This window comes from Rhizobium sp. 2YAF20 (assembly GCF_052114685.1).
Lineage (GTDB): Bacteria > Pseudomonadota > Alphaproteobacteria > Rhizobiales > Rhizobiaceae > Rhizobium.
The window spans coordinates 75,953-101,050 of record NZ_JBFRFF010000022.1; the positions used below are offsets into that span (position 1 = coordinate 75,953).

Consider the following 25,098-nt stretch of genomic DNA (forward strand, 5'->3'; position numbering starts at 1 on the left):
TCAGTCCTCCAGGATAGCGGGGAGCCGTTCACGCAGCTCTTTGACAAGGACACGTTCATTTTCCGAATAGTCGATCGGCACGTTCACCAGATGGACTCCGCCGCCGGAAAATGCATCTTCGAGCGCCTTCTTGAACTTTGCGATATCGTCGACCCTGGTTCCCCTGGCACCGTAGGATTCGGCATATTTCACAAAGTCCGGATTGCCGAACGTCATCCCGAAGTCCGGGAATTCGTCCACGGCCTGCTTCCAGCGGATCATTCCGTAGGCATTGTCTTCGATCACGAGAACGACAAGGTTGAGTTTCAAACGGACGGCGGTCTCGAGTTCCTGCGAGTTCATCATGAAGCCGCCATCGCCGCAAATCGCCATGACACGTCGCCCAGGATAGAGCATTGAGGCGACCATCGCCGACGGCAGCCCGGCTCCCATCGTTGCAAGCGCGTTGTCGAGAAGCAGCGTGTTTGCCATCCGTGTCCTGTAGTTCCGGGCAAACCAGATTTTGTACATTCCGTTGTCGAGGGCGAGGATGCCATCGTGCGGCATCACCTCGCGAATATCGTGGACCAAGCGCTGAGGCGTAAAGCGATCTTCCGTCGCCCGCGCTGCGATGCGTTCGAGAATTCGTTCGCGCAAATGAAGGAGAGCCGAAGCGTTCGGCAACTTGCCCTCGAGCCGATCCGCCAGCGTCTTCAGAGATGGTCCGATATCGCCGATGACTTCCGATTGGGGGAAATAGACCTGCTCGACGGTCGCGGGCTGATATCCCACATGGACCACCTTCGGGCCGCCCTTGCCCATGATGAATGGCGGCTTCTCTATGGTGTCGTGGCCTATCGTGACGATGAGATCCGCCTGTTCGATGGCCTCGTGTACATAGTCCCGTTCCGACAGTGCCGCGGTGCCCATATAAAGCTCCGTTCCGCCCGGAACCGTTCCCTTCCCCATCTGCGTCGTGAAAAACGGAATGCCCGTGCGTGTCACAAATTCCGCGATGTCGGATGTTGAACGGGGACGCGAGGCGGCAGCCCCGAACATCAGCAGCGGGCGCTTGGCTGCAATGATGAGCGCAGCCGCGTGGTCGAGCGCTACGTCGCCTGCGGTCGGCAGTTCGAGCTGATGCGGCGCGATCAGAGGCATATCCTGGCATTCCTCGGCAGCGATGTCTTCGGGAAGCTCGAGATGAACCGGTCCCGGCCTCTCCTCCTGAGCGATCCTGAACGCCTCGCGGACCATCGTCGGGATCATCTGCGGCGACACGATCTGCCGCGCCAGCTTGGTGAGCGGTTTCATTGATGCCACGACGTCGACGACTTGGAATCGGGCCTGGCGAGACGAAAGGATCCCTTTCTGACCGGTGATCATCACCATCGGCATTGCTCCGAGCAATGCATATGCAGCGCCCGTCGAAAGGTTCAGAGCACCCGGCCCAAGTGTCGTCAGGCACACGCCCGGCTTCCCAGTCAGGCGCCCATAGGTCGCGGCCATGAACGCGGCCGCCTGTTCGTGCCTGTTGAGCACCAACTGGATTGACGACTTTCGGATGGACTCGACGACATCGAGGTTCTCCTCACCGGGAATGCCGAAGATGCGGTCGACACCCTCGTTCTCAAGTGCGGCCACTAGGAGATCGGAGCCTTTGGTCATTTGTGAATGTACTTTGGTGCCGATTTGCTGAGACCCGAATATCGGGGTCTTCAAGAAGCCCTGTGTGTCGGGTCGTAAAGGGTTTGGGCAACTGACATCCGATCCGGCGGCTCTACACTCATTTGACCCGTGGAATAAAGCCCGGCACACCGGTTCCAACCACACTATTGAACCGGATGTTGGTCGTTATCCTATCTCGAAACTCCCGCATTGCGTCTTCAGGGAGGGCGGAAATTTCGAAGTTTTCTGCAATACGACGAGGCGTGATCGAAGTGGTCAGGAAGGCGGTGCCACGCTGCACAGCCCAGGCCAAAGCAACTTGAGCTGGCGTCTTGCCGACGCGCTGCGCGATGGCTGTGATGACGGGATCTTCCAATACCTTAGGTTCCATTCCGTGTCCCAAGGCTGCGAAGGCGAGCAGTACAATCCCATGTTTCTGGCAGAACTCGAGCAGCTCCCATTCCGGCAGATATGGATGGGATTCGACTTGCGCCACCGCGGGCTTGATCCGCGCTTGCGCGACGATCTCCTTGAGCTTCTCCAGGGTTATATCCGACAGCCCGATCGACTTGCATTGCCCATCGTCCACGAGACCCTCAAGCGCTCGCCACGTATCGATCAACGTCACTCCGGCATCATAGATTACGTGACCCTGCTCGTCCCTTGGGTCCTGCTCGTCTCCGGGTTGAAAGGCGAAGGGCGTATGGATGAGATAGCAATCGATATAGTCGACTTGCAGTCGCTGAAGACTTCCCTCAAAGGCGGGTTTCACCCGCTCGGGACGATGATTGGTGTTCCACAGCTTGGTGGTAACGAAGACATCCTGCCGCTGAACCGTGCCTGCTTTGAACACAGCCTGCATCGCGTCACCAACCGCTTCTTCATTGCGATATCGCTCCGCGCAATCGAGATGCCTGAACCCGATCTGCAGAGCTGTCTCAGTCGCCTGTCTGGTCGCGTGTGGATCGGGTATCAGCGTGCCAAACCCGACGACGGGGATCGCGCCTGATCCGTTGTTGAGAGGAATCCTGCTGAAGCGAAGCATGTCGGGCTCTGTCATTCCTATTCTCCTCAAGGCCGAAGTACTGCTTGGATTCGAATGCTCTCCCCTCGTCACGGCGCTGCCTTCAATCCACGAAGCAGCGTCGGAATCAGCTCCGAGACCGTCGGATGGATCGGCACGGCCCATTCAAGAACGGGATAAGGAACTCCAGCGCTCATGATGTCGAGAATGCCATGGACTGCCTCGTCTCCATTGAGACCCAGAAAAGCCGCACCCAGCACCTGCTTGGTTTGCGCGTTTGCGACCACTTTCATGAAGCCGAGCGTCTCGTCCCGCTCGACGGCTCTGCCGACCCTTGTCATTGGGCGCGTCGAGATGAGAAGCGGTTCTCCGGTCTTGCGCGCTTCCTTCTCGGTCATTCCCGCGCGCCCCAGCGGAGGATCGATGTACAAGGCATATCCGGGGATACGATCGCTGACTTTGCGGCTCTCACCGTCAAGAAGGTTGGCGGTTACGATCTCGAAGTCATTGTAGGCCGTGTGGGTGAAGGCACCTTTTCCATTGCAGTCGCCGACCGCCCAGACGCCCTCGACATTCGTCGAAAGAGCCTCGTCCACGACGATGTAACCGCGTTGGTCGGTGGCGATGCCGGCCTTGTCGAGACCAAGGTCATCTGTGTTTGGAACTCTGCCGACGGCGAGCAGAACGTCGGACCCAGCGATGTGCGGCGCACCGCTTAGGCACTCAAGATTGACCTGCACGCCCGCGGAATGGGCCGAAAACGAAACACAACACGCGTTCAATCGGCAGCCTATTCCTTCCCGCTCGAGAATGTCCTTAATTGCCGAGGAGACGTCCTCGTCCTCGCGCGATACCAGGGCCGGTCCCTGCTCGACAACCGTCACCTCCGAGCCGAAGCGGCGGAACATCTGCGCGAATTCGAGACCGATATAGCTTCCACCGACGACGATCAGGTGTCGGGGCACCCTGCTTAGCGAGAGCATTGACGTATTGGTGAGACATTCGATCTCGGACAGTCCGGGCATGTCGGGAAACCGGGCCCGGCCGCCGACGTTGATGAATATCTGCGGCGCAGCGAAAACACGGCTTCCAACCTCCACTTCGTGCGGCCCCACGAATCTCGCATGGCCACGGACCAGTTCGATGTTTTTGGTCGATTGAATCCATTGCTCAAGACCGTTTCTGGCATTTGTCGTGACTAAATGCGCACGCTCGCTCACGCGTGCCATATCGACTTCGATTGCGCTTTGAAATCTGACGCCGAAGTCCGCGCCTCGCCTCGCCATATGCGCCACGCGCGCGGACGCCACCATGGTTTTTGTCGGCATGCATCCGGTGTTGACACAGGTCCCGCCAACGAGCGCACGCTCGATCAGCACGACCTTCCGTCCGACTGCAGCGAAGCTGGAAGCAATCGATGGACCGGCCTGCCCCGCGCCGATGACAGCGACGTCGAACCTCTCCATCATGCGAGCCTCCACAGGATTGGAAACGATGTCGACATTTTCCTAGTCAAAGCAACCTCAACAGAGCTTGAGCGGCAGCAGTCGACGATGCAGGGTTCTGGCCGGTAATAAGGCGTCCATCGGTGATGGCAAAGCTCTCCCAATCCGAGACCTTTTCATATTTTCCGCCAAGGCGCTTTAACTCGTCCTCGACGAGGAACGGAACCACATTGGTCAAATGGACGGCCTCTTCTTCGCTGTTTGCAAAGCCGGTCACGCGTTTTCCTTTCACCAAAGGCTGGCCGCGATACATCGCGTGATGAAGGACGCCCGGTGCGTGACATACCGCCGCGACAGGCTTTTCCGAATTGTAGAATTCCTCGATAAGAGAAATGGACTTCTTGTCTTCCGCCAGGTCCCACATCGGTCCATGACCACCGGAATAGAAGACTGTGTCGAATTGCTTGGCATCCACGTCTGCAAGCATCACGGTATTGGCCAGCACGGCCTGGGCGGCCTTGTCCGACTTGAACCGGGTCATTGCCGGTGTCTGATTTGCCGGTTCGTCGCTCTTGGGATCGATCGGGGGCTGACCGCCCTTGGGCGAGGCAACGACAATCTGCGCCCCAGCGTCCTTGAAGACATAGTAGGGCGCTGCGAATTCCTCGAGCCAGAAGCCGGTTTTCCGACCGGTGTTGCCCAGCCGATCATGTGACGTCAGCACCATAAGGATTTTCGAGTTCATTGGAGATCTCCCATATTTCATGACCCTGGAAACGCATGGATCGTTGCCCCTCCTTAGTCGGAACAGCACGGCACAGCGAGCGAGCGAAGCCAGGAGCTGATGGAACTACCTTCCTACAATTCGCGAGCAAATCGTATTGTACGATGGTGTCGATTATTCCGCGCTTGTCGGGTCAGAACCGACACCATGGCACAATAGACTTGTCCATTCGGGCGGCGCATCGTTCATCGCGCCGCGAGGTCTGTGCCCGCGAAAGTCTGATCATTCGAGGGAGGTTGAAATGACCATCATCTCAGAGCGTAGCGAAGCCACCGCCCAGAAGGCGCAGGCGGACATGGACATGAAGCTTGAGGTCGTCGTTATTCCTGTTTCCGACGTCGATCGCTCCAAGCGCTTCTACACGGGTCTTGGATGGAGACTGGACGCCGACGTCTCTGGAAAAGACGGCTTTCGTGTCATACAGGTCACCCCGCCGGGCTCGCCGTGCTCCGTGATCTTCGGCAGCGGCGTCAGCTCGGCGATGCCTGGCTCAGCGCAGGGGCTGCATCTGATCGTCTCCGACATCGAGCAGGCTCGCGCATCGCTCGCCGCTCGGGGCGCTGCGATGAGCGGAGTGTTTCACGATGTTGGCGGCCTATTTCATCACAGCGACCAAAACGGCCGTCTTCCCGGTCTGCATCCGGCACGGAGCAGCTACTCATCGTTCGCGTCGTTCAATGACCCGGATGGCAACGGCTGGCTTTTCCAGGAGGTCACAGCGCGACTGCCCGGGCGCGTGGAAACGCAAGGCACGAACTTTCGCTCGTCGAAGGAACTCGCGGGCGCGCTCCGGCGGGCCGCTGCCGCCCATGGCGAACACGAGAAACGGAACGGCGGTCGGCATGACGAAAATTGGCCAGACTGGTACGCCGAATATGTCGTCAACGAACAGGCCGGCCACCCGTTGCCGACCTGACAGGATGCGGACTTCCGATCGGGACCAAAAATTCGAAGGCGCAGGAGATCGTCATGTCATCCTTCTCATTATCCATCACTCGTCGTCGCCTGTTGGCCACCGCGGCAGCGGCTGCCGCGATCAGCGTCTTGCCAAATGGGCGATCCTTCGCAAAGAGCGACGAAGCAATAAGGCCCTTCCATTTTTCAGCGACCGACAAGCAGCTTGCCGATTTGCGCAAACGTGTCTTGGCGACCCGCTGGCCTGAGCAGGAGACGGTGAAGGATAGCTCGCAAGGCGTCCAGCTCGCGACGATCAAGAAACTCGCTGACTACTGGGCACGCGACTATAACTGGCGAAATGTCGAGGCGCGGCTGAATGCCCTGCCGCAATTCGTCACCAATATCGACGGTCTCGACATCCACTTCATTCATGTGAAGTCCAAGCATGAAAATGCGCTGCCGGCCATCATCACGCATGGATGGCCGGGCTCGATCATTGAGCAAATGAAGATCATCGCGCCGCTGACTGATCCGACGGCACATGGCGGCGCCGCGTCGGATGCCTTCAACCTCGTCATCCCATCGATGCCCGGATATGGCTTCTCAGGCAAGCCGACCACGACGGGCTGGGATCCCATACGCATCGCCAACGCCTGGATCGAGCTGATGAAACGGCTTGGATACACGCATTATGTCGCTCAAGGGGGCGACTGGGGCGACGCCGTGTCGGAGCAGATGGCGCTGCTGGCGCCTCCCGAGCTGGCCGGCATACATGTCAATATGCCGGCGACAGTTCCCGACGACATTGCCAAAGCGTTGCAGCCCGGTGGCACGATGCCGAGCGGCCTTTCCGACGACGAGAAGCACGCCTACGAGCAGCTCGACGATTTCTACAAACACGGACTGGGGTACGCCATCGAAATGGCGAACCGTCCGCAGTCGATCTACGGCGTTGTGGATTCGCCCGTAGGTCTCGCATCCTGGATGATCGACCACGACATCCGCAGCTATGAGCTGATTGCCCGTGTCTTCGACGGAGGGCATGAGGGCCTCAGCCGCGACGATATCCTCGACAACGTCACGCTTTATTGGCTGACGAATACGGCCGCATCCTCGGCCCGTCTCTATTGGGAGAACAAGCTCGCCTTCTTCGCCGTCAAGGGCATCAAGATTCCAGTGGCCGTCAGCGTCTTCCCCGACGAAATCTATGCCGCGCCGCAGAGCTGGACGGAGCGGGCCTATCCAAAGCTCATTCACTACAACCGGCTTCCAAAGGGCGGGCACTTCGCAGCCTGGGAGCAGCCGGCCGCATTCACTGAAGAGCTTCGCGCATCGTTCCGATCTCTTCGATCGTAGAGCAACAGATGCAGCGATTGCTCATCTGCGAAGCAGGCCAATATGCTGGTGTGGATGCATCCGATCTCTTGCTTGTTGATCGGGAGCATGGAATTGATCTACGCCTGATGCATGACAACGACGCCGAACCCCATCATACGGCAGATTTTGGTCAGAGCACTGAACGCACTGCGTCGTCCTTGCCTCCGTTCGCGCAGCGAAATTTGACATGCAAGATAACTCCACAAAGACCCGCATCCCTGGTCCGATCGACGCCGCAATGCCGGCGAGCGGCCTGTCGGAAATCCTTGCGCCCGGCCTTTGCGTGGTTTTCTGCGGATTGAATCCGGCCCTGTCCGCTGCCAGAGATGGCCATAACTTCTCAAACCGAAGCAACCGCTTTTGGCAGGTATTGCACCTTGCCGGATTTACACCCCGCCTGTTGCGGGCGGAAGAGGAGCGCGAGATACTAAAATATGGATTGGGCCTGACATCGGCAGTCTCACGTCCGACGAAAAGCGCCAGTGAGCTTAAGCATCATGATTATGTCAGCGCGGCTCCGGCACTGGAAAGCAAGATCGGAGAGTTTGGACCAGCGAATTTGGCCTTTCTGGGAAAGGCGGCATACGCGGCCATCAGTCTTCGAGCCCAAGTCGAATGGGGCAGGCAATCCGACGAATTCGCGGGCGCTTCAGTCTGGGTGCTTCCAAATCCAAGCGGGCTCAATAGGGCCTTTAACCTGGCGAGATTGACGGAACACTATCGCGAACTGAGATCGGTGCTTTAGCCGTCGTAGTCAATACAGGCTCAAAAGGCCGAGGCGCGCGGCCGCTACGACGAGATCGGGGAGCGAACGTGCGTTCATCTTGCGCATAACTCTGCCACGATGAGCTTTGACAGTAATTTCGCTGATCCCGAGCTCAAAGCCCACTTGCTTGTTCAAAAGACCCGCAGCCACCAGAGACATGACCTCACGCTCGCGATGGCTCAGCGATCGGTAGCGATCCTTCATCGCTTCAATTTGCGAGCGGCGCAACAGTTCGGCTTTACTTCGCTCGATACAGTTCTCAATTGCAACTAGCAGCAAGTCGCTGCGAAACGGCTTGATCATGAATTCGCAAGCACCTGCCTTCATCGCTTTGACAGCGATGGGTACATCGCTACAGCCGGTGACAAAGATGATCGGCGTTTCGGATCGCTGGGCAGAAATCAGTCTTTGCAAATCGAGTCCACTCAGATCTGGCAAGTTAAAGTCCAAAATCAGGCAGTTCGCTACACGTGCCCTCGGCCGCGACAGAAATGACCGCGCACACGCGAACGTCTCTGCGGCCCATCCGCCGGAAAGGATCAGCGCTTCCAGCGACTCGCGCGTTGAAATATCGTCATCAACAACAAAAACCACCGGCGTCGACAAGGGAAGCGGCGGTATGGCATTGCGATGAGCGTTTAGCATCCTCAGCATTTCATCTCCCCCGTTTCGAACAGCTAAAATTGTGGAACACTCCGAAAAAAGTTCAAGCGTGAACCTCCGCATCCGCTCCTGCAGCATTGGCAGCTTTACCCTAGCCTCGTCATCCTCGGCAAAGAACCGATCTCTCCCGCTCAGGAACGGTCAAGGATTTGGGCCCCACTTGGGTTATCTTGGATTGCTAGTGCCGCCACGGCGATGTTGCACGGATCAGAGTTTGGGCGAGATAGTTCTAGCCACGGCATTATTCATGCAACGCGCTTGCATTGCGGACGGCCGAGTTCGTTCCATCCGGTTTAGAACACTGACATGATCGGGCCAGTTGGGGGGCCACCGGCTTTCCAAATTGTTGCGAAAAATCAGTCAACAATCGAAACGTCAGCAGAGCGTTCTCCTTCCGAGCCTCCGGATTCCGGCGTACGACTTCGTCGGACCGGGAAAGGCACGCTACGCGCGCCTCCCCACCTTGAAAGCTATAGATTGTACATTACGCATGATTTCCTGTCCCGGCGCAATCAAGCAACCGGGTCCTCTCGAAGGTCAAAACGACGGGCGGATGCGGACGCGAAAAGAGGAACGGTCGTTCCGTCAGCGATCCACGTCAGGTCAATTGGGAAAATGGCAAATGGTAAAAATCCGGGACTCAGAAGCCTCGGTGGCAAATTCGGCTTGGGGTAGATGCGCGTCGCATCGAAGCCACAACAGCCGTGGTGGCAAGCACGGCAAAGGCCGCAGGCGCTTCCTGCAACAAATTGTGCCCCGCACCGGTAATAGTCCTTCGCTCCTAAGCACCTGTGAAGTATTGGGCGTCAATGTCATTGGCTTTAGAGGATCAACGCCATCGTCCGCTCCCGGGAGTGAGATGGTGGGGACGCCAATGTCGGGTTGATGTGCCAATCGGCCTTCGATCGATCCTGATGTGAGGGGAATTGAACCAACCATCGCAATTGCGTTCGGTTCTGTGGATCGGCTTGATATCCACTGGATGTTATCGAAGCACCGGATCAAGGAACGGGGAGCCGATCACCATGGAGCCTGCAATCATTCCATAAACAATCCGGCGGAACGTCTGCGGCGAGGCATGCGGAAAAAGAGTGGCACCCAGAAGCGAACCTGTTGCATAAGGAAGTACAAGAATGGCAGCGATGCACAGGGCTTGCGGCGTCAGCATGCCGGCCCAGATGAACGCGACGACCGAGCCTAGCGAACTCAGGCAGAAGAGCGTCATTAGGTTGGTTCGTAGATTTCGTGGTTCCATGCCAGTTGCCATCCAGTACGTGACAACCACGATCCCGTTCAATGCGGCCAGACCCCCCATAAAGCCCCCTGCTACACCGGCTACAAAGGATGACTTTGGACGATTCTCCAGCTGCGGGCGCCAGCCCGAAGTCAGGAATATTAGCGCGCAGGCAATGAAAACGCTCACGAACCAACGCACCTCACCGGGCTCGAGGTGGGTTGCGGCCAGCGCCCCGATAGGGGTTGCCGCAGAGAGCCCAGCCCATATCGGCAAAAGTGGCTTTAGACCCTCGAAGCGAACGCCGCGCAGGGTTGTCGGAGCCGCGACGATCAGATCAAAGATCAGCAGAGAGGCGACTGCGAGCTTCGGTCCGAGCACTGCCGCACCCAACGGCATAAACACCAATCCAACGCCAAATCCCGAGAAGCCGCGCGCAAGCCCGGCCGCAAATGCAGCTACGACGGCCAGAGCAATGCGCTGGTCGTCGATCTGCACATCCAACGCCGTCCATCGGTACACGTCGCTCGTCACGAGGAACAGGATCGGGATCACTCGGCTGCCACAGCTGCGGACTCGGCATTCTGAGAAGACGGACGTTTGAGGCCCAGATGTTCTCTCAGCGTCGATCCGCGATATTCATCGCGGAACAGACCGCGACGACGTAGTTCGGGTACGACGAGCTCTACGAAATCGGACAGGCCCCATGGCAGGACCGGCGACATGATATTGAAGCCGTCCGCACCGAAGTTGACAAAACGCTCCTCCAGCTCATCGGCTATCTCCTGAGCAGTGCCGACGACCTGCCAGTGCCCGCGGGCGCCTGCAACTCGCTGGTAGAGTTGACGCAAGGTCAGATTTTCCCGGGCAGCAAGCTCAAGGAACAGCGCTCGGCGGCTCTTGCCGCCTTCGGTTTCCGGCAGTTCCGAGATAAGCGCGTCGATCGGCAGCATCCTGACTTCGTCCACGCCGGCGAGCTCGGCCAGCATGTCGAGGCCCACGGAAGGTTCGAGCAGGGCCTGCAACTGCTCGAATTTGTCTTCAGCCTCCTGCCGCGTCCTGCCCACGACGGGGAAGACGCCCGGCAGGATCTTCACGTCGTCTGCCGCGCGGCCATATTTGGCGAGGCGCCCCTTGAGGTCGCTATAGAAGGCGATGGAACTCTTCAGCGTCTGCTGGGCGGTGAAGACCGCCTCGGCCGTTCTGGCCGCGAGTTCCTTGCCGGGTTCAGAAGAGCCGGCTTGAACCACGACCGGATGGCCCTGCGGCGGACGTGGAATATTCAGCGGCCCACGAACCTGGAAAAATGCGCCGCGATGATTGAGGTGACGAACCTTCTCAGGATGAAAGTAGACGCCGCTTTCCCTGTCTCGCAGGAAGGCGTCGTCGTCTGACGTGTCCCAGAGACCGGTGACGACATCGACGAACTCTTCCGCCCGCTTGTAACGGTCGGCATGCGCGATGATCGCATCGCGGCTGAAATTGTAGGCAGAGCTGGCGTCGGCTGAAGTGACCAGGTTCCAGCCGGCGCGACCGGCGGAGAGATGATCAAGCGAGGCGAACTGCCGTGCAAGATTATAGGGATCGGAGAAGCTCGTGGAGGCTGTCGCCACTAGACCGATCCGGCTCGTAACCGCCACAAGCGCCGAAAGCAGCGTGATCGGCTCGAACGGATAGAATCCGGAATGCGCCTTGCGGCTTGCCGCCTCGACATTCTGCAGGCGCGTGTTCACCCCGTCGGCGAGAAACACCGCATCGAACTTGGCATTCTCCGCGATACGGGCAAAATGCGCGAAATCCGCGAAGCCCGTGCTGTCGGAGGCGCCTGGATGACGCCACGCGGCAACATGGTGGCCGGTGTACAAAAGGAAAGCGCCGAGGCTCAACTGACCGTCACGTTTGGCCATTTCATTCTCCTTCTCAAAAATTGCTCAGCTGAAAATCAGTGCAGCCCGAACGCGTTCAACAGTTGTTCGCGGAATTTGACGAAGCGCGGCTCGCTACGGTTGCGCGGCCGCGGAAGGTCGATATCGATCTCGCGGGTGCGCCCACCCTTTTCCTTGGAAAGGATGAGCACCCGGTCTGCGAGATAGACTGCCTCCTCGAGATCGTGCGTCACGAGGATCATCGTCACCTTCTCCTCCCGCCAGATACGGGCGAGCTCTTCCTGCATGGTGATCTTGGTCATGGCGTCGAGTGCGCCGAACGGCTCATCGAGCAGGAGGATCTCGGGCCTGACGACCAGCGCCCTGGCAATGCCGACGCGCTGGGCCATACCGCCCGAAAGCTGCGACGGCAGGGCATCGGCGAAATCGCCGAGGCCGACGAGCTGGATATAGTGGCGTGCACGGGCCCTCGCCTCGGCCTTCTTCAGACCGCGATTGTCGAGCGGGAAGGCAACGTTATCAAGTACGGTAAGCCAGGGCAGAAGCCTTGGCTCCTGGAAAATCACGGCGCGATCCGTGCCGACGCCGTGAACGGGATGACCATCGATCAGCACGTCCCCTCTATCCGCATCTTCGAGCCCCGCGAGAACTCTGAGCAGGGTGGTCTTGCCAGACCCCGAGGCTCCCACGATCGCCAGGCTCTCGCCGGCGCGGATGTGGTTGCTGACCCCTTGGAGCACATTGAGATGGCGGCCGTTGATCGAGTAGGACTTGGAGAGGTTCTTGATCGTCACCTCTCCACGTAAGGTCAATTCAGCAACAGCCATCGACCCGCTCCTCAGTTGCCGGCGACGGCGAAATTCGCCGGATCGTAGAGAATGTCCCCCGCCTTGAGCTGTCCCGGCTTGAGGACGCCGTCGCGGGCCAAGATGTCGATCCAGAATTGCAGATCACGGTTCACGGCCTTGCCGCCTTCACGCACGCCATAGCCAGTGAAATATTGCGCAATTTCGGCGTTTTCACCGCGCGAGGCGAGCACCTTGGCGATCAGAGCCTTGGTCTCCTCGGGGTGGAGACGGGCATATTCGAGCGCGGCTTGCGACTTTTCGACGAAGATCTTGGCCGCCTGCGGGTGTTGCCTGATCCAATCGCGGCGTAGCACCGTAAAGCCGCCGGCGATTTCGCCGAGCACGTCGGTGTCGCCGACGATCTTCTGGAGACCACCGTTTTTCAGCGCTACGCCTTCATAGGTCTTCTGCCAGTAGCCGAAGGCAGACACGTCGACCTGCTTGGAACGCAGAACCTGTTCGAGTTGCGGACCCGGGACGACAACGAGCTTGGCCGCATTTTCCGGCAGGCCGACCGAATGGAGCGCCTCGCGCACGGTATAATCGAGATGGGCACCAAGCGTATTGACGGCAATCGTCTTGCCGGCCAGATCCTTGATCGATTTGATCGGGCTGCCGTCAAGCGAATAGAAGACGCTCTCGGTCGTCTTGTCGATACCGTTCGAGGGATAGGCTGCAACGAAATCGTTGCCGCCGGCAATCGAATTGAGCACCGAGGCGGTAGCGGCACCGCCGAGTTCGACATTGCCCGACGCCAGCGCGAAGAGCGATGCCGGGCCACCCTGGGCATAACCGACATTCTGCAATGTGATACCCGTGTCCTTGAAATAGCCGAGCGCATCGGCGAGTTCATGGGGTGCCAGGCCGCCCTGGCTTGAGAGATAGCGGATGGTGACTTGATCGGCAGCCACGGCGGTGCTCGCCTGGACCGCCAGCAGCATGCCGGCTGCGAGCGCGGCCAAACGCCCTAGAGAACGACGGGAAATCTGCATTCTGGACTCCATTGGATAGGATGAAAATACGATGCGTCTCGTCCCGGCTTTCAGTCCTTGGGGTTGGCCCAACGGCAGAGCCGAGCCTGCAATGTTTCGAGGATGAAGTTGGCCGACAGTCCCAGAATGGCGAGCAGCAATATTGCCGCGAACATCAGCGGGATCTGGAAATTATACTGGGCGTTCATCACCTGAAATCCGACACCGGAATTGGCGCCGATCATTTCTGCAGCGATGAGCAGCAGGAGTGCAGTCGTGGAACTCAGCCGCAAGCCGACAAAGATCTGCGGCAAGGCCGCCGGAAGCACCACGCGGCGAAACACAGTCATCGGCCTGGCGCCGTAGACGCGCGCCATTTCCACAAGCTTTGGATCCACCTGTTTAACGCCGCCGATGGTGGCAAGAAGTATCGGGAACAAAGTCGCCCAGAAGATCACGAAGATTTTCGAAGCCTCTCCAAGGCCCAGCAGCAAAATAAAAACAGGATAGAGCGCGAGTGCGGATGTCTGCCGAAATAATTGCAGGATCGGGTCGAGGCTGCGCTCGACAATTCGGATCTGCCCCATGAATAGCCCGAGCGGGATGCCCACGACGACCGCCGCGACAAATGCAACACCGGCGCGCTCAAGGCTGATGGCGATGTCGCCCAGCAGCCGACCGCTGCTTATGCCATTCCAGAGCGCCCGCAAGATCGCATCTGGTGGAGGCAGAACTGCAGCGTTGATCCAGCCAAGCGCCGGTGCAATTTGCCAGAGGGCGGCAAAGGCGATGAGCAGCCCATAGCGCGACGCCAAGCTGCGCAACAGCGCGCCCGCGTCCCTCGCCAGCCCGCTCTGCCAGAAATATGTTTCGCGATAGGTCTGCAGGATGCCCTGCTGTTCGGTTTCAAGCGCCATGGACCTTGCCCTCTATCCCAGTGTCAGTTTTACTCGGCGGCTTCGGAGTAGACGTCGGTTAACCGTCTCTTTGGGAAAGGCAGGCCTAGGTTTTCACGCAAGGTTTTGCCTTCATAGGCTGTGCGGAACAGACCGCGGCGCTGCAGCTCGGGAATGACCAGTTCCACGAAATCATTGAGACCGGTAGGCAGCCATGGCGGCAGGATGTTGAAGCCATCGGCGCCTTCGTTTTCGAACCATTCCTGTAGGGTATCCGCGACCTGGACCGCGGATCCGACGATGGTGAAATGGCCGCGCGCGGAAGCGATCCACTGGTAAAGCTGCCGAATGGAGAAGTTGTTTTCGTCCGCAATGCGCCTGATCAGCTCCTGGCGGCTTTTCATGCCCTCTGTCGGCGGCGCTGGAGGCAGCGGGCCGTCGAGATCGCAGCCTTTAAGATCCAGCTCACCGCCGGTAAGCGCGTTGATCAACGCGAGCCCATCCTCTTCGATGATCAGACTTGTGAGCCGCTCGTATTTCTCGCGCGCTTCGGCCTCTGTGCGCCCGACAAACGGGGAGACGCCCGGCATGATAAGCACATGCGACGGATCGCGACCGAAGCCGCGCGCGCGCGTTTTGATATCGCGGTAGAATTCTTGCGCAGTCTCGAGCTTTTGATGCGCTGTGAAGATCACCTCCGCGGTGGCCGCGGCAAGTCCCCGCCCATCATCCGATTGGCCGGCCTGCACGATGACGGGATGACCCTGAGGCGAGCGGGGGACGTTCAATGGCCCTTCGACCTGGAAATGTTCGCCGCAATGATTGGTACGATGCACCTTGTTCACATCGAAATAGATGCCGCTTTCGCGATCGCGAATGAAGGCATCGTCTTCAAAACTTTCCCATAGCTTTTTGACGACGTCGACGTGCTCTGCCGCCCTCCTGTAGCGGGTGGCGTGGGGCTGCTGCCGCTCGAGATTGAAATTCCGCGCGGCGGCTTCGGTTGCGGTCGTCACGACGTTCCAGCCGGCCCGGCCGCCGGAGATCAGGTCGAGCGAGGCGAACTTGCGCGCAACGGAGTAAGGCTCCTCATAGGTCGTGGACGACGTCGCGATGAAGCCGAGGTGCTTGGTGAGCGGCGCCAATGCTGAAAACAGCGTGACCGGCTCGAAGCCGACAACCCTTGCATTGCCGCCCTCAATGCCGCCACCGAAGGCGACCGCAAGCCCGTCCGCCAGGAAGTAGGCATCGAAGAGGCCGCGTTCGGCCGCCTGCGCGAGCTCAATGTGGAACTCGAGATTGACCGCCCCGTCGGCAGGCTGGTCCGGATGGCGCCAGGAAGCGATATGCTGGCCGCCGCCGGGGAGGAATGCGCCAAGCTTGATTTGCCTTGTCATGGGTTCTTCTCCACATTGCAGGTTCTTGGCCGCCCCGCTCGACAGATCGGGTTCCGATGGCGCCACGCATAAGGTTGCGATAAAATACATAAATTTAATAGATTATATTTTTTGCCGGTAGTTGCCCTAGTTGGGAGAATTTTCCGAAAGTAGGAGGAATAGGGAATTTATCGCCCGGCGCCGGGGCGAACCACTTGCTCGTCAAGCCATGGCAACATGAGCGACTGTGTCTCGAAGGATGTCTTCAAGGCCGCCTAATGCTGGGGGAGCACGTTGAGATTTTCGTACAGTACTGAGCTTTCCTCGAATGCCATCCTTGCTTGGTCGAAGGATCGTGAGGTCGAGTGGCACTACATCGCCGCCCAAGCCTGTTCTGCGGCCTGACAATGCCCGGCCGAAACCAACAATCCGTGTGACCGTCCTCCCGGCTGCGGTGCCTTGTCGACACCGCAGCCGGGAGGACGGATGAAACCGCGATTAGAATCGTTCGCCGATCATCTCTTCGCTTTTGGCCCAGAGCGCCTTCGCACGATCCGGATCTAGCGCGTAGGGGCGAACCCCCTCGCTCACCCGGCTGATACCGCCCTCCACCAATGTAGCGACGTGGCAGTTCTCGCAGTATCGGCCGGCGACTTCGTCGGCTGCGGCAACCACACCCGCCCAAACCGAAGTGGCGGCACCCTGCGGGATCGTCTTCAGTTGGTATGGCGGCTTGCCCTCGGCGGCGTGATCGGCATTGATCTGCTCAATCATTGCCTCCAGTGTTCCGGCATCAAGATGGCGCACAAGTTCGGTGCGGATGCCGCCTGGATGTACGGCCGTCGCACGCACGCCGCGAGCCTTGTGCCGCCGGTCGAATTCGACGGCGAACAGGATGTTAGCAGTCTTCGAGCGGCCATAGGCAATCCAGGGGTCGTAGGGGGTGTGCTCGAAGTTCGGGTCATCGAGATCGACATCGGCGAAGCGATGACCTGACGAAGCAAGGTCTACGAGCCGCCCGCCCGATGCGATCAGTGATGCGATGCGATTGACGAAGGCGAAGTGGCCGAGATGGTTGGTTCCGAACTGTGTCTCGAAACCATTGGCCGTATGACTGAAGGGTGCGGCCATAACGCCTGCATTGGCAATCACAAGATCGAACGGCCGCTTGTCCGCCAGCAACGCGTAGGCGCAGGCGCGAACGCTTTCAAGTGAGGCGAGGTCAAGCCGGACCAGTTCTAGGCTGCCGCCATTTGCGGCCTGTGCTCGGACCGACGCCGTCGCGGTCTCTGCCTTGGCCAGATCGCGAGCTGCACCGACGACTTCGGCCCCATGCGCGGCCAGAGCGCGTGCCGTCTCAACGCCGAGGCCCGCCGAGACGCCGGTGACCAACACTCGTTTGCCACGGAGGTCCACCCCCGCCAGCACTTCGTCCGTGGTGGAGTTTGCGCCAAATAATCCAGTCATGAAAAGTCTCCTTGTGCTGTAGAAGCAATGACACCAGTGCGATGAACCCATTGTCCACCGCGCTCGAATAGAATAACAGGAGGGTGCCTCCGGATTAAATACGGAGGGCGCCTCCGTTTATCAATGGGCATTTTGTGATTTGACGAAAAAAGATGAATTGCTCGCTCCCCGCAAGCCGCGCGCCGATGCTGAACGCAATCGACTGCGCCTTCTCGATACGGCAAAGGCAGCCTTTGCCAAGAAAGGCTCTGACGTAAGCCTGGAGGAGATTGCGCAATCGGCTGGGGTCGGGATCGGGACCCTTTATCGTCACTTCCCAAATCGTGACGCGCTAATCGCGGCAGTCTACCGCAACGAAACAGAACAGCTCGCCCGGGCGGCGAAACAGCTGGCCGAAACTCATCCTCCTGTCGAGGCGCTGCGAGAGTGGATGTTCTTGTTCATCGACTATATCGCCACGAAACATGGCATGTATGCAGCACTCAACTCGCTCACCGATGGCACGTCTGATCTTTATGCGAAATCGGGTAAGCAGATAAGCGACGCGATCGAGCTGCTGACCGCGCGGGCCGTGGCAAACCACGACATTCGGTTGGAAATAGACCCTCTCGACCTGCTGCGCGCGGTGGCTGGTGTCGCAAACGTTAGCGCCGGTCCGCATTGGAAGGTCGCAGCCACGCGACTTGTAGACATCATGATTGCCGGACTTAGCAAGGACAGCAAGGCGGAATGATTTACATTCCAAAAAGGTAAGCCGGTAAGGACTGATCATGACCCCGACAATGAACCCGCAGGAAGCTGCTGATCGACTGGCAATCCGAACCTTGATCGATGCTTATGCGGCGTGACGCCAAATTACAAATGGCGCTCTTCACTGAGGATACGGTTTTCCATGTGTTCATGAACAGCCGCGCAAACGAAGCAACCTACGTTCTGTACGGGCGCAACGCGCTTGCACCGGTCTTTGCCGCTCTCAACCAATACCAGACGACCACGCATTTCAACGGCCAGAGCACGGCCGATCTGCATGGTGACCAGGCAACCGGAGAGACCTACTGTATCGCCCACCATCTGACCGTCGATGGCGAAAATCACACGCTGATGCTGGCGTCCATCCGCTACCTTGATCAATTCGCCAAAGTGGGCGGAGAATGGCTGTTTTCCGAACGCAAATTGAGGGTCGACTGGACGGATACCCGTGCCTTGGTGACGTAGCGGCGATTGCGCAGCTTAGGCATCCTGTTGCGCCGTCGACAGACGATCCTGACGGACAGGCCGCCAATCGCTTTATCAGCAGGTAGTCCAGCAGCTCCAGGCGGCCGCCCGACCGGATAAACCGCAGGCATGGGCGGGATCAAATCGCCGGTGGCGACGACACTTTGAATAGTCGAAGCCTATACCACGGAATTTGCACTTCTTTTGACTCACGCACGAATGTAGCTGGTGTATAATCGGTTTACTTGTCGCCGCCTTGACCGCCGCCCCCGGCGGGAGGACGGTATGGTACTTTTGCAGGAGTTGTACCAATGGCCGGTGTTGTCGAGAAGCTTCGGCGGGATGTAATACCGATGTCGGATACCGATCTGCTTTCGGGCTCTGTACCATCGGGGGCTTCGACTGTGGTGCGCTACCTTGCTTCGTTTGCAATGACTGCTGTCGCGACGGTCGTGGCTGTCGGGATTGACAGAAGTGTGTCGATCCCAAACCTCTCCCTCATATTTGTAGTGCCGGTGATCATCGCGGGCCTTGCTTTCGGGTTGGGAGCCTCCCTCTGCTCGGCCGTGCTGGGTGCTCTTGCCTACAATTTCTTCCTGACTGAGCCTCGCTACACGCTGGACGTCAATGACCCCGCGGACATCTGGGCGATCGGACTGCTTTTTCTCGTCGGGCTTATCGTCAGTGGCGTTGCCTACACGTCTAGGCGCAGAGCCACCGATGCGGCGCTCCTTAGAAGGCAGGCGACCGTGCTGCAAGGTTACAGCCGCGACGTCGTGGCGGCCGACAAGGCGAGCGCGATCGTCTCGACCACCTCCCAAGCTCTAGCAGCGCTCTTCCAGGTTCCCGTCGTCGTGATGCTTGTCACCGAGGGCGATGTGGTTTCAGTCAACAAAGTAGGCGACATGGAGCCGCAGGAGGCCGATTACGATGCGGCGCGAACCTCGTTGGCGACGAGAGCCGTCGCACGCGCCGGGATCTACCCGACTTTGGCCTCGCGCTTTGACTTTTGGCCCGTGACGACGGCGGTGGGCCAGCGTGCCGTTATCGGACTGGCATTCGACCCCGACCGCCGTCCCTCGGCCCCAGATGCGTTGGTCGATATCGTCGCGAGTGTTTTGGCGCTGGCGCTTGAACGCCAGTATTTCACCGGAACTAGCCCCAGATCTGCAAATGCCGTTTGAGCCTGAAGGCACTCTCCGACGCGAAGTATGGTGCCAAGGCAGTGGCAATAGCGTCAGCCTTGTTGCGTTCAATAGCTAGCAGGGAAGCCTCACCTGAGGATTGCACCCCGTCAAAAGTACCAGGGCGTGCTTTACGCTCGACGGCTCGATCTGGCCAAGTGGAGGGCATAGCGTTGGTTTCCCACTAAACAACGCTAAAAGAGCTAGGAGCTCAAATCAGAACGCCGGAGGGACTAATACGGCAGAGAGAGCTTCTTACTTGGCTGATCAGCGGACGTCTAGAAGGTTAGCTGAGCATTGACCCTGGATTGCCCAATAGAACTTTCGCGACATCCACCATCAACTCGGAAAATGATGAACATACTGGTCCTGACTGATATTCACGGCAAACCGAGCACAAGCGGTTGTCTGTCGCGCTTCATACCCCGTTGGGCACAATCGTCCGTTCGCACCGTTAGTTTATCCGAGCTGCTCAACACTGACCTCGTGGGCAAGGCTCTTCATAGGCATCTCGTTGAAAGCGATGGATTTGCACGAGCGGCCGAATGTCTTGTCGACCTCGTGGATGGCGCCGATGTCGCGTTGGGCTACAGTGCCGGTGGAATGGTCTTGTGGCAAAGCGTCCTTCTTGGTCTGTCGGTTGACCGCCTGATCTGCATATCGTCGACACGCCTGCGGCAGATAACGGCCCAGTCCATCCCAATTCCTGCCTTGGCCGTCTTTGGCGAGCGTGACGAAAATCGCCCGCCCAGTTCCTGGGCTGTTCGCTCAAGCGTAAAAACGCACATCATTCCTCACGCCGGCCATGACTTCTATGCCAGCAGAGGGCAAGCGTGGGACATGTGTCTCGCAACGCTGGCAGATTTCCTTGATTCAACTGAATAATCGTAGAGATCCTGCACCGGCGTCAAACTGCGCCCCAGCAGCAACTTCTGAGATTTTGCTGAAGGCTGAGTTGATGCAGTCATGACTTTCCGTCGCAGCCACAACCGTATCGTCGCCAGCGAAAATTGCGGCACATGCCATGCCGGCGTTGTCACGACCTCTCAGAAATCTCTTCGTCCGCCTTATCAAAAACGTTGCGCTTCATCCGGCACCCAACGCCTCAACGGACAAAGGCGTTCGCCACGCGCCGAGATCTGGCAAGATACCAACTCGCTGCTGTAAACGCTGCGAAGTTTTCAATGTTTGGTATGCTGATGAAAGCCTGGGACAATGTGGCCGCGACGACAGGCAATCCAAGGGCAGTTTGATGATACAAGAACATCGCGGGCGAGAGAATGAACGAAGCAAACAGGACGTAGACGCAGATTGTGCGAAAGCTCTTCCTTCGCGCGAGAAAAACGGCCATGCAGAGCAAGATCGCTGCCAGCATCAACAGATTGGCAATCATCTCGATGAGCTGAAAATCTTGTGTGGGAAGTTGGGGAAGGAAATCCAAACGAGGAACCGTGAGAGCCACGTAAAGTGGGATCGACAATTTTACCGCATAAACAATCGATTGGACCGTAAGATAGCAAAAGAGCACTAGGGGCCAGCCGTTGATGCCGGCGGGCTCGCCGGTTTTTTCTGAGGGTTGCATTTCTTGAAACATTTTTTTCATCGACACCAAGATCCAATTTTGTCGCCATGTATGCGCATTGTCACGGAAACCGGCAAATGGTGGGGCCCAAAAGGGGATCGCCATGTCATATAGGCCCCCCGCCCGATTGCAACCGTTCGGCTTGAGTACGGTCGATGATCAAACACCGATCATTTGATGCTGGCGCGCGCGGGCATTGGAGCGCGCCTATGAGGCTGAGGCGCTCGCGGCGGTTAACACTAGAATTTGAAAAGAATATGAAACTCGGTCCTTCCGCTTTCCTACTGTTCCTGAGCCTCTTTTGCTCCCTCTGCGTAGCTCGTGCGGCTCCGGCTGGATATGACGAGGGATATGCCGCCTATCAGACCCACGACTACGCCAGTGCTCTGGCTGATTGGAAGCCCTTGGCCGAGCAAGGGGACCTACATGCTCAATACGCGCTTTGGACGATGCACAAGGAAGGCGAGGTATTCCCGCGGACTGGAAGCAAGCCATGTACTGGTTCCGCAAAGCCGCCGAACAGGGACACGCCGCATCTCAATATGAATTGGGGGCGGTCTATCTAGGAATGTCGAGCGCAAAGACCGTTCCCCTGGACAGGCAACAGGGACTTTTCTGGTTGGCTAAGGAGGCCGAGCTGAACTACGCTCCGGCAAAATCCATGCTCGCACTGAGCGAGGCGTCGGTCTACGAACAGTCGTCCCAGCCAGATCAGCCGCTATCGGTCGTGGCCGGCCAAGAGGAACAGACGCTGGGCTCTCGTGTCTTTGGACCTCTCTACGACTTGATCGGCTGGATCATCGCCGCCACGCTGTTCGCCTATCTGGCCTTCCGCTCCCGTGCGCTGCATCCCGCAATCAGGGGTCGGCTGCCGTCCTTTCTGCTGAAAAAGTACGTCTGTCTGTCCATCGCCGCGTTGGCGACCATCGTTGCCACGGTCAGAGCGGTCCATTGGTGGTAAATCTCCACAGCTCAAGGGCACAGCATTGGAGTAGGTAATGCTAAGAACCATTTTAAGTTGAATGTGTGGATTTGACCCGACTTGGATATTCAGGCCTGGTTTTTTAATAAAATCATACCTTTTATCGCAAATGCAGGCCGTTTTCGCAGCGTTCATCAAGCTGTTGCGATGATGGTGTATTATTGAACTGCACGTATACATTGACTTTTTTGTGCGGCCCGCATAAATTGTCTTTGTCACCCGCAGTCAAAAAAGGAGCAGCCTGATGTTCAATTTCGAAGATGCGAACAAAAAAAACAAAGAGAACATGGACACGATTCTGAAGAGCTATGCGTCGCTGACGAAGGCGTCTCAGGCAATTGCCACCGAAGTTGCCAACTACTCCAAGAAGGCTTTTGAAGACGGAGTAGCCCATATCGAGAAGATCAGCAGCGTCAAGAGCGTCGAAGCTGCTTTCGAACTGCAGACCGGCTTCGTGACGTCCGCCTACGGAAACTATGTCGACGAAGCCACGAAGATCGCCGAAATGTATGCCGACCTCGCCAAGAATATCCACAAGCCCTACGAAGCGCCGATCGCCAAATCGACGGCCGTCGTCAAGGCTGCCGCAGCCTAAACCTGCCACTGCAGAATTCGAACTCTAAAAACCGGCCGCGTATTCGCGGCCGTTTTTGTCCTTCGCATGGGATATTGATGATCGGCGGGCCAAAAAATTGGCCAATCTTGTGCCTCATATCGGCTATGGCGCTATGGCGGCATCGCCTTCACCACTTTGGTTGAAATCATTTGTAAACAAATACACATTATAGGGGCAAATTGGGGACTCGTTACTTGCCTCCTCCCTGGGCGTCTGGCGGATGGCGGCGCTGTTTTTGCATGAGGAGAGCGCATATTGAGTGTTAAGTCACCAAACCCGATCGACGTCTATGTAGGTTCCCGTGTCCGGATGCGTCGCCTCATGCTGGGCATGAGCCAAGAGCGGCTTGCCGACCAGATCGGCGTGACCTTTCAGCAGGTTCAGAAATATGAGACGGGCGCGAACCGCATCGGTGCAAGCCGTCTGCAGACCATCGCCACGGCGCTTGCCATTCCGGTCAGCTTCTTCTTTCAGCAAGACGCCTCCCAACCTTTGACAACGGAGCGGCTGGGTCATCTTGCGGGGCTCGAGGATCTCTCCGAGTTTCTGGCCTCGAAGGAAGGCTTGGGTTTGAACAAAGCCTTCATGACGATTACCGATGGGGGCGTTCGTCAATCGGTTTTGCGCCTGGTAACATCGCTTGCCAACGCAGCCGAATCCGATTTGCCTCGCTCGCCGGCTGTCGCTGATATCCATTTCGACCAGAGCAATTGAGCGTCGCCGCCGCCCAGCTTGTCGCGGGTTCACGCTTCCGGTCTAGCTCATCTGCTTTTGGCCACCGAACGGGGCTCGCCGCACTTATGCCAAACCGCTCGGCGGCCTTCTCACATCGCAAGTGAGTTGTCTGCCGCCTCTGACAAACTAGCCTTTCGTCCAAGCCGGTGCTCGGCCAGCCTGAAAATTCTGCTGCATAGCGATCAACATGGCGAGTTTTCAGACGGTCTGCAGGACATTTGAGAAATCTCTCCGTCAAGCGTCACGTCTGCTCGTCCGCGCAATGCGCCGACGAGATAAAGTGACCCAGTAGCGAGCATCCAAGCTTTGCTTTCCGACGCAAGTACAACAGCTCGCTCGAAAACCCGCTATGGATCCGGCGCGGCTTCGCTCTTGATCCCCCAGATGCCGCAATCGCCTGCAGGTCCTTGGCCGAATTGCTTCGGCCCGAGGTCGAAAGCTCGGTGAATATGATTGTGGCAGCATGGCCAGACAGCACGGATAGAAAGCCTGCCGCATCCTTGTCAGAGGCGAGTGCGACGATGGCCACACAAGGACCTTTGAATTCTGGCTGCCGGTTGAGGTCACGCATGACGGCCGCGAGATTGAATGGAACATGCGCACCGTCGAACACGACCTCGATCGCTCGGGAAGCCCGTATTGTTTTGTCGGTGACGTCGCAAAACCTTTGTTCCGATCCGCCGCTCGCGAGCATTCTGGGGGCGCTTGGCAGCTAGCCATCGACCCGGCAGAACGGCTTTTTGGCTTGTTTATGACACTTTGATGACGAATATTGCACTCCGGTTCAAACGGGGGTCGATCGCCGTGGGTAAGAAACGCGAAAAAGTCTATGAGGTGCCGATTCCGATGAAGCCGCCCCTTTGTTCCGAGATGATTGCGCCCCCGGATTCCGGGATGATCTCGCCCCCTTGAGGCTGGGGTCCTGCTGGCTGTGATTGTTGTCAGTTCATTCGGGTAGCGAGTCAAGATTTCCGGCGCTGATTTCGCCGCAAGCTTTCGCCGGACAGGTCGATGCGATGCGCATTGTGAACGAGGCGGTCGAGGATGGCATCGGCGTAAGTCGGATTGCCGATCACTTCGTGCCAAGCCGAAACGGGGAGCTGGCTTGTGATAATAGTGGAGCGGCGGCCGTAGCGGTCTTCGAGGATTTCCAGGAGATCATGACGCGCCTGGTCATTGAGCGGCTCAAGACCCCAATCGTCCAGGATCAAGAGCTGGACGTGACCGAGGGTGCGCTGAAGCCTGGCATACCGGCCATCGCCGCGGGCGAGAGCGAGATTGGCGAACAAGCGCGGCACACGCTGATAGAGAACAGACCGATCATCCCGGCAGGCTTTATGCCCAAGTGCACAAGCCAGCCAGCTCTTGCCGACGCCGGACGACCCGCAGATTGCGAGATTGTCGTGAGCATCGATCCAGTCGCCGCCGATCAGTTTCATGAACAGCGCCCGATCGAGACCGCGTTCGCTGCGGTAATCGACATCCTCTGGCACAGCGTGATGA

Annotated in this window: 24 protein-coding genes; 9 read left to right on the top strand and 15 right to left on the bottom strand. The window is 58.2% G+C overall.

The window, feature by feature from the left end; genetic code table 11:
* From AB4Z52_RS22575 to AB4Z52_RS22590, 4 genes are all read right to left on the bottom strand, one after another.
* Window positions 1–1,647: an acetolactate synthase large subunit gene (locus AB4Z52_RS22575; RefSeq protein ID WP_442220133.1), complete on the bottom strand. Its 1,647-nt coding sequence runs from the start codon at window positions 1,645–1,647 to the stop codon at window positions 1–3.
* A gap of 118 nt (window positions 1,648–1,765) precedes the next feature.
* The gene (locus tag AB4Z52_RS22580; RefSeq protein WP_442220134.1) at window positions 1,766–2,707 is read right to left on the bottom strand and encodes an aldo/keto reductase; all 942 of its coding nucleotides are present in this window, start codon (window positions 2,705–2,707) and stop codon (window positions 1,766–1,768) included.
* Between the two features lie 53 nt (window positions 2,708–2,760).
* Window positions 2,761–4,140: an FAD-containing oxidoreductase gene (locus AB4Z52_RS22585; RefSeq protein ID WP_442220135.1), complete on the bottom strand. Its 1,380-nt coding sequence runs from the start codon at window positions 4,138–4,140 to the stop codon at window positions 2,761–2,763.
* 43 nt (window positions 4,141–4,183) lie between these two features.
* Entirely contained in the window at window positions 4,184–4,861 is a 678-nt protein-coding gene (locus AB4Z52_RS22590) for a type 1 glutamine amidotransferase domain-containing protein (protein WP_442220136.1), read from the bottom strand.
* A gap of 280 nt (window positions 4,862–5,141) precedes the next feature.
* On the opposite strand from AB4Z52_RS22590, the gene AB4Z52_RS22595 reads away from it, so the two are divergent.
* From AB4Z52_RS22595 to mug, 3 genes are all read left to right on the top strand, one after another.
* On the top strand, window positions 5,142–5,816 hold the full coding sequence (locus AB4Z52_RS22595) for a VOC family protein (protein ID WP_442220137.1): 675 nt from the start codon (window positions 5,142–5,144) through the stop codon (window positions 5,814–5,816).
* Window positions 5,817–5,869: 53 nt separating this feature from the next.
* Entirely contained in the window at window positions 5,870–7,153 is a 1,284-nt protein-coding gene (locus AB4Z52_RS22600; protein ID WP_442220138.1) for an epoxide hydrolase family protein, read from the top strand.
* A gap of 259 nt (window positions 7,154–7,412) precedes the next feature.
* Window positions 7,413–7,919, top strand: coding sequence for a G/U mismatch-specific DNA glycosylase (gene mug / locus AB4Z52_RS22605; protein WP_442220157.1), 507 nt, complete (start codon window positions 7,413–7,415; stop codon window positions 7,917–7,919).
* Window positions 7,920–7,928: 9 nt separating this feature from the next.
* Here mug and AB4Z52_RS22610 read toward each other — a convergent pair whose 3' ends face one another.
* The 8 genes from AB4Z52_RS22610 to AB4Z52_RS22645 all read right to left on the bottom strand — a co-directional run bounded on the left by AB4Z52_RS22610 (window position 7,929) and on the right by AB4Z52_RS22645 (window position 17,281).
* Complete coding sequence (locus AB4Z52_RS22610; RefSeq protein ID WP_442220139.1) at window positions 7,929–8,594, bottom strand: response regulator transcription factor; 666 nt, start codon at window positions 8,592–8,594, stop codon at window positions 7,929–7,931.
* Window positions 8,595–9,588: 994 nt separating this feature from the next.
* Window positions 9,589–10,392 carry a sulfite exporter TauE/SafE family protein gene (locus AB4Z52_RS22615; RefSeq protein ID WP_442220140.1) on the bottom strand — a complete coding sequence of 268 codons (804 nt, stop codon included), beginning with the start codon at window positions 10,390–10,392 and terminating at the stop codon, window positions 9,589–9,591.
* The gene (locus AB4Z52_RS22620) at window positions 10,389–11,744 is read right to left on the bottom strand and encodes an LLM class flavin-dependent oxidoreductase (RefSeq protein ID WP_442220141.1); all 1,356 of its coding nucleotides are present in this window, start codon (window positions 11,742–11,744) and stop codon (window positions 10,389–10,391) included. The genes AB4Z52_RS22615 and AB4Z52_RS22620 overlap by 4 nt, the downstream gene beginning before the upstream one ends.
* A gap of 35 nt (window positions 11,745–11,779) precedes the next feature.
* Window positions 11,780–12,550, bottom strand: coding sequence for an ABC transporter ATP-binding protein (locus tag AB4Z52_RS22625; RefSeq protein ID WP_442220142.1), 771 nt, complete (start codon window positions 12,548–12,550; stop codon window positions 11,780–11,782).
* An 11-nt stretch (window positions 12,551–12,561) separates the two neighbouring features.
* Window positions 12,562–13,563, bottom strand: coding sequence for an ABC transporter substrate-binding protein (locus AB4Z52_RS22630; protein WP_442220143.1), 1,002 nt, complete (start codon window positions 13,561–13,563; stop codon window positions 12,562–12,564).
* A 50-nt stretch (window positions 13,564–13,613) separates the two neighbouring features.
* Window positions 13,614–14,459, bottom strand: a complete 846-nt coding sequence (locus tag AB4Z52_RS22635; protein WP_442220144.1) for an ABC transporter permease — start codon at window positions 14,457–14,459, stop codon at window positions 13,614–13,616.
* A 29-nt stretch (window positions 14,460–14,488) separates the two neighbouring features.
* Entirely contained in the window at window positions 14,489–15,835 is a 1,347-nt protein-coding gene (locus tag AB4Z52_RS22640) for an LLM class flavin-dependent oxidoreductase (protein ID WP_442220145.1), read from the bottom strand.
* A 477-nt stretch (window positions 15,836–16,312) separates the two neighbouring features.
* Window positions 16,313–17,281, bottom strand: coding sequence for an SDR family NAD(P)-dependent oxidoreductase (locus AB4Z52_RS22645; RefSeq protein WP_442220146.1), 969 nt, complete (start codon window positions 17,279–17,281; stop codon window positions 16,313–16,315).
* A gap of 139 nt (window positions 17,282–17,420) precedes the next feature.
* On the opposite strand from AB4Z52_RS22645, the gene AB4Z52_RS22650 reads away from it, so the two are divergent.
* The 3 genes from AB4Z52_RS22650 (at window position 17,421) to AB4Z52_RS22660 (ending at window position 19,680) form a co-directional block, all read left to right on the top strand.
* Window positions 17,421–18,014: a TetR/AcrR family transcriptional regulator gene (locus AB4Z52_RS22650; RefSeq protein ID WP_442220147.1), complete on the top strand. Its 594-nt coding sequence runs from the start codon at window positions 17,421–17,423 to the stop codon at window positions 18,012–18,014.
* Window positions 18,015–18,118: 104 nt separating this feature from the next.
* Window positions 18,119–18,496 carry a nuclear transport factor 2 family protein gene (locus AB4Z52_RS22655; RefSeq protein ID WP_442220158.1) on the top strand — a complete coding sequence of 126 codons (378 nt, stop codon included), beginning with the start codon at window positions 18,119–18,121 and terminating at the stop codon, window positions 18,494–18,496.
* Between the two features lie 311 nt (window positions 18,497–18,807).
* Window positions 18,808–19,680 (top strand): DUF4118 domain-containing protein, encoded by an 873-nt coding sequence (locus AB4Z52_RS22660; protein ID WP_442220148.1) that lies wholly within the window; start codon window positions 18,808–18,810, stop codon window positions 19,678–19,680.
* 459 nt (window positions 19,681–20,139) lie between these two features.
* Here the strand turns inward: AB4Z52_RS22660 and AB4Z52_RS22665 are convergent, their stop codons facing one another.
* Together AB4Z52_RS22665 and AB4Z52_RS22670 are read right to left on the bottom strand one after the other, a co-directional pair.
* Window positions 20,140–20,298, bottom strand: coding sequence for a hypothetical protein (locus tag AB4Z52_RS22665; protein WP_442220149.1), 159 nt, complete (start codon window positions 20,296–20,298; stop codon window positions 20,140–20,142).
* A gap of 487 nt (window positions 20,299–20,785) precedes the next feature.
* A complete protein-coding gene (locus AB4Z52_RS22670; protein ID WP_442220150.1) occupies window positions 20,786–21,367 on the bottom strand; it encodes a DUF2569 family protein in 582 nt (193 codons plus the stop codon).
* A gap of 337 nt (window positions 21,368–21,704) precedes the next feature.
* On the opposite strand from AB4Z52_RS22670, the gene AB4Z52_RS22675 reads away from it, so the two are divergent.
* The 3 genes from AB4Z52_RS22675 to AB4Z52_RS22685 all read left to right on the top strand — a co-directional run bounded on the left by AB4Z52_RS22675 (window position 21,705) and on the right by AB4Z52_RS22685 (window position 23,574).
* The gene (locus AB4Z52_RS22675; RefSeq protein ID WP_442220151.1) at window positions 21,705–22,223 is read left to right on the top strand and encodes a tetratricopeptide repeat protein; all 519 of its coding nucleotides are present in this window, start codon (window positions 21,705–21,707) and stop codon (window positions 22,221–22,223) included.
* A 265-nt stretch (window positions 22,224–22,488) separates the two neighbouring features.
* Window positions 22,489–22,839, top strand: coding sequence for a phasin family protein (locus AB4Z52_RS22680; RefSeq protein ID WP_442220152.1), 351 nt, complete (start codon window positions 22,489–22,491; stop codon window positions 22,837–22,839).
* Window positions 22,840–23,115: 276 nt separating this feature from the next.
* Window positions 23,116–23,574 (top strand): helix-turn-helix domain-containing protein, encoded by a 459-nt coding sequence (locus AB4Z52_RS22685; RefSeq protein WP_442220153.1) that lies wholly within the window; start codon window positions 23,116–23,118, stop codon window positions 23,572–23,574.
* A gap of 983 nt (window positions 23,575–24,557) precedes the next feature.
* On the opposite strand, the gene istB is transcribed toward AB4Z52_RS22685, so the two are convergent.
* Window positions 24,558–25,098 (bottom strand): IS21-like element ISRel16 family helper ATPase IstB (gene istB, locus AB4Z52_RS22690; RefSeq protein WP_442220154.1); only part of this gene is annotated, 541 nt, incomplete at its 5' end.

Coding starts and splice junctions, on each gene's coding strand:
- AB4Z52_RS22575 (WP_442220133.1), bottom strand. CDS start 1,647: ATGACCAAAGGCTCCGATCTCCTAGTGGCCGCACTTGAGAACGAGGGT.
- AB4Z52_RS22580 (WP_442220134.1), bottom strand. CDS start 2,707: ATGACAGAGCCCGACATGCTTCGCTTCAGCAGGATTCCTCTCAACAAC.
- AB4Z52_RS22585 (WP_442220135.1), bottom strand. CDS start 4,140: ATGATGGAGAGGTTCGACGTCGCTGTCATCGGCGCGGGGCAGGCCGGT.
- AB4Z52_RS22590 (WP_442220136.1), bottom strand. CDS start 4,861: ATGAACTCGAAAATCCTTATGGTGCTGACGTCACATGATCGGCTGGGC.
- AB4Z52_RS22595 (WP_442220137.1), top strand. CDS start 5,142: ATGACCATCATCTCAGAGCGTAGCGAAGCCACCGCCCAGAAGGCGCAG.
- AB4Z52_RS22600 (WP_442220138.1), top strand. CDS start 5,870: ATGTCATCCTTCTCATTATCCATCACTCGTCGTCGCCTGTTGGCCACC.
- mug (WP_442220157.1), top strand. CDS start 7,413: ATGCCGGCGAGCGGCCTGTCGGAAATCCTTGCGCCCGGCCTTTGCGTG.
- AB4Z52_RS22610 (WP_442220139.1), bottom strand. CDS start 8,594: ATGCTGAGGATGCTAAACGCTCATCGCAATGCCATACCGCCGCTTCCC.
- AB4Z52_RS22620 (WP_442220141.1), bottom strand. CDS start 11,744: ATGGCCAAACGTGACGGTCAGTTGAGCCTCGGCGCTTTCCTTTTGTAC.
- AB4Z52_RS22625 (WP_442220142.1), bottom strand. CDS start 12,550: ATGGCTGTTGCTGAATTGACCTTACGTGGAGAGGTGACGATCAAGAAC.
- AB4Z52_RS22630 (WP_442220143.1), bottom strand. CDS start 13,563: ATGCAGATTTCCCGTCGTTCTCTAGGGCGTTTGGCCGCGCTCGCAGCC.
- AB4Z52_RS22635 (WP_442220144.1), bottom strand. CDS start 14,459: ATGGCGCTTGAAACCGAACAGCAGGGCATCCTGCAGACCTATCGCGAA.
- AB4Z52_RS22640 (WP_442220145.1), bottom strand. CDS start 15,835: ATGACAAGGCAAATCAAGCTTGGCGCATTCCTCCCCGGCGGCGGCCAG.
- AB4Z52_RS22645 (WP_442220146.1), bottom strand. CDS start 17,281: ATGACTGGATTATTTGGCGCAAACTCCACCACGGACGAAGTGCTGGCG.
- AB4Z52_RS22655 (WP_442220158.1), top strand. CDS start 18,119: ATGCGGCGTGACGCCAAATTACAAATGGCGCTCTTCACTGAGGATACG.
- AB4Z52_RS22660 (WP_442220148.1), top strand. CDS start 18,808: ATGGCCGGTGTTGTCGAGAAGCTTCGGCGGGATGTAATACCGATGTCG.
- AB4Z52_RS22670 (WP_442220150.1), bottom strand. CDS start 21,367: ATGGCGATCCCCTTTTGGGCCCCACCATTTGCCGGTTTCCGTGACAAT.
- AB4Z52_RS22680 (WP_442220152.1), top strand. CDS start 22,489: ATGTTCAATTTCGAAGATGCGAACAAAAAAAACAAAGAGAACATGGAC.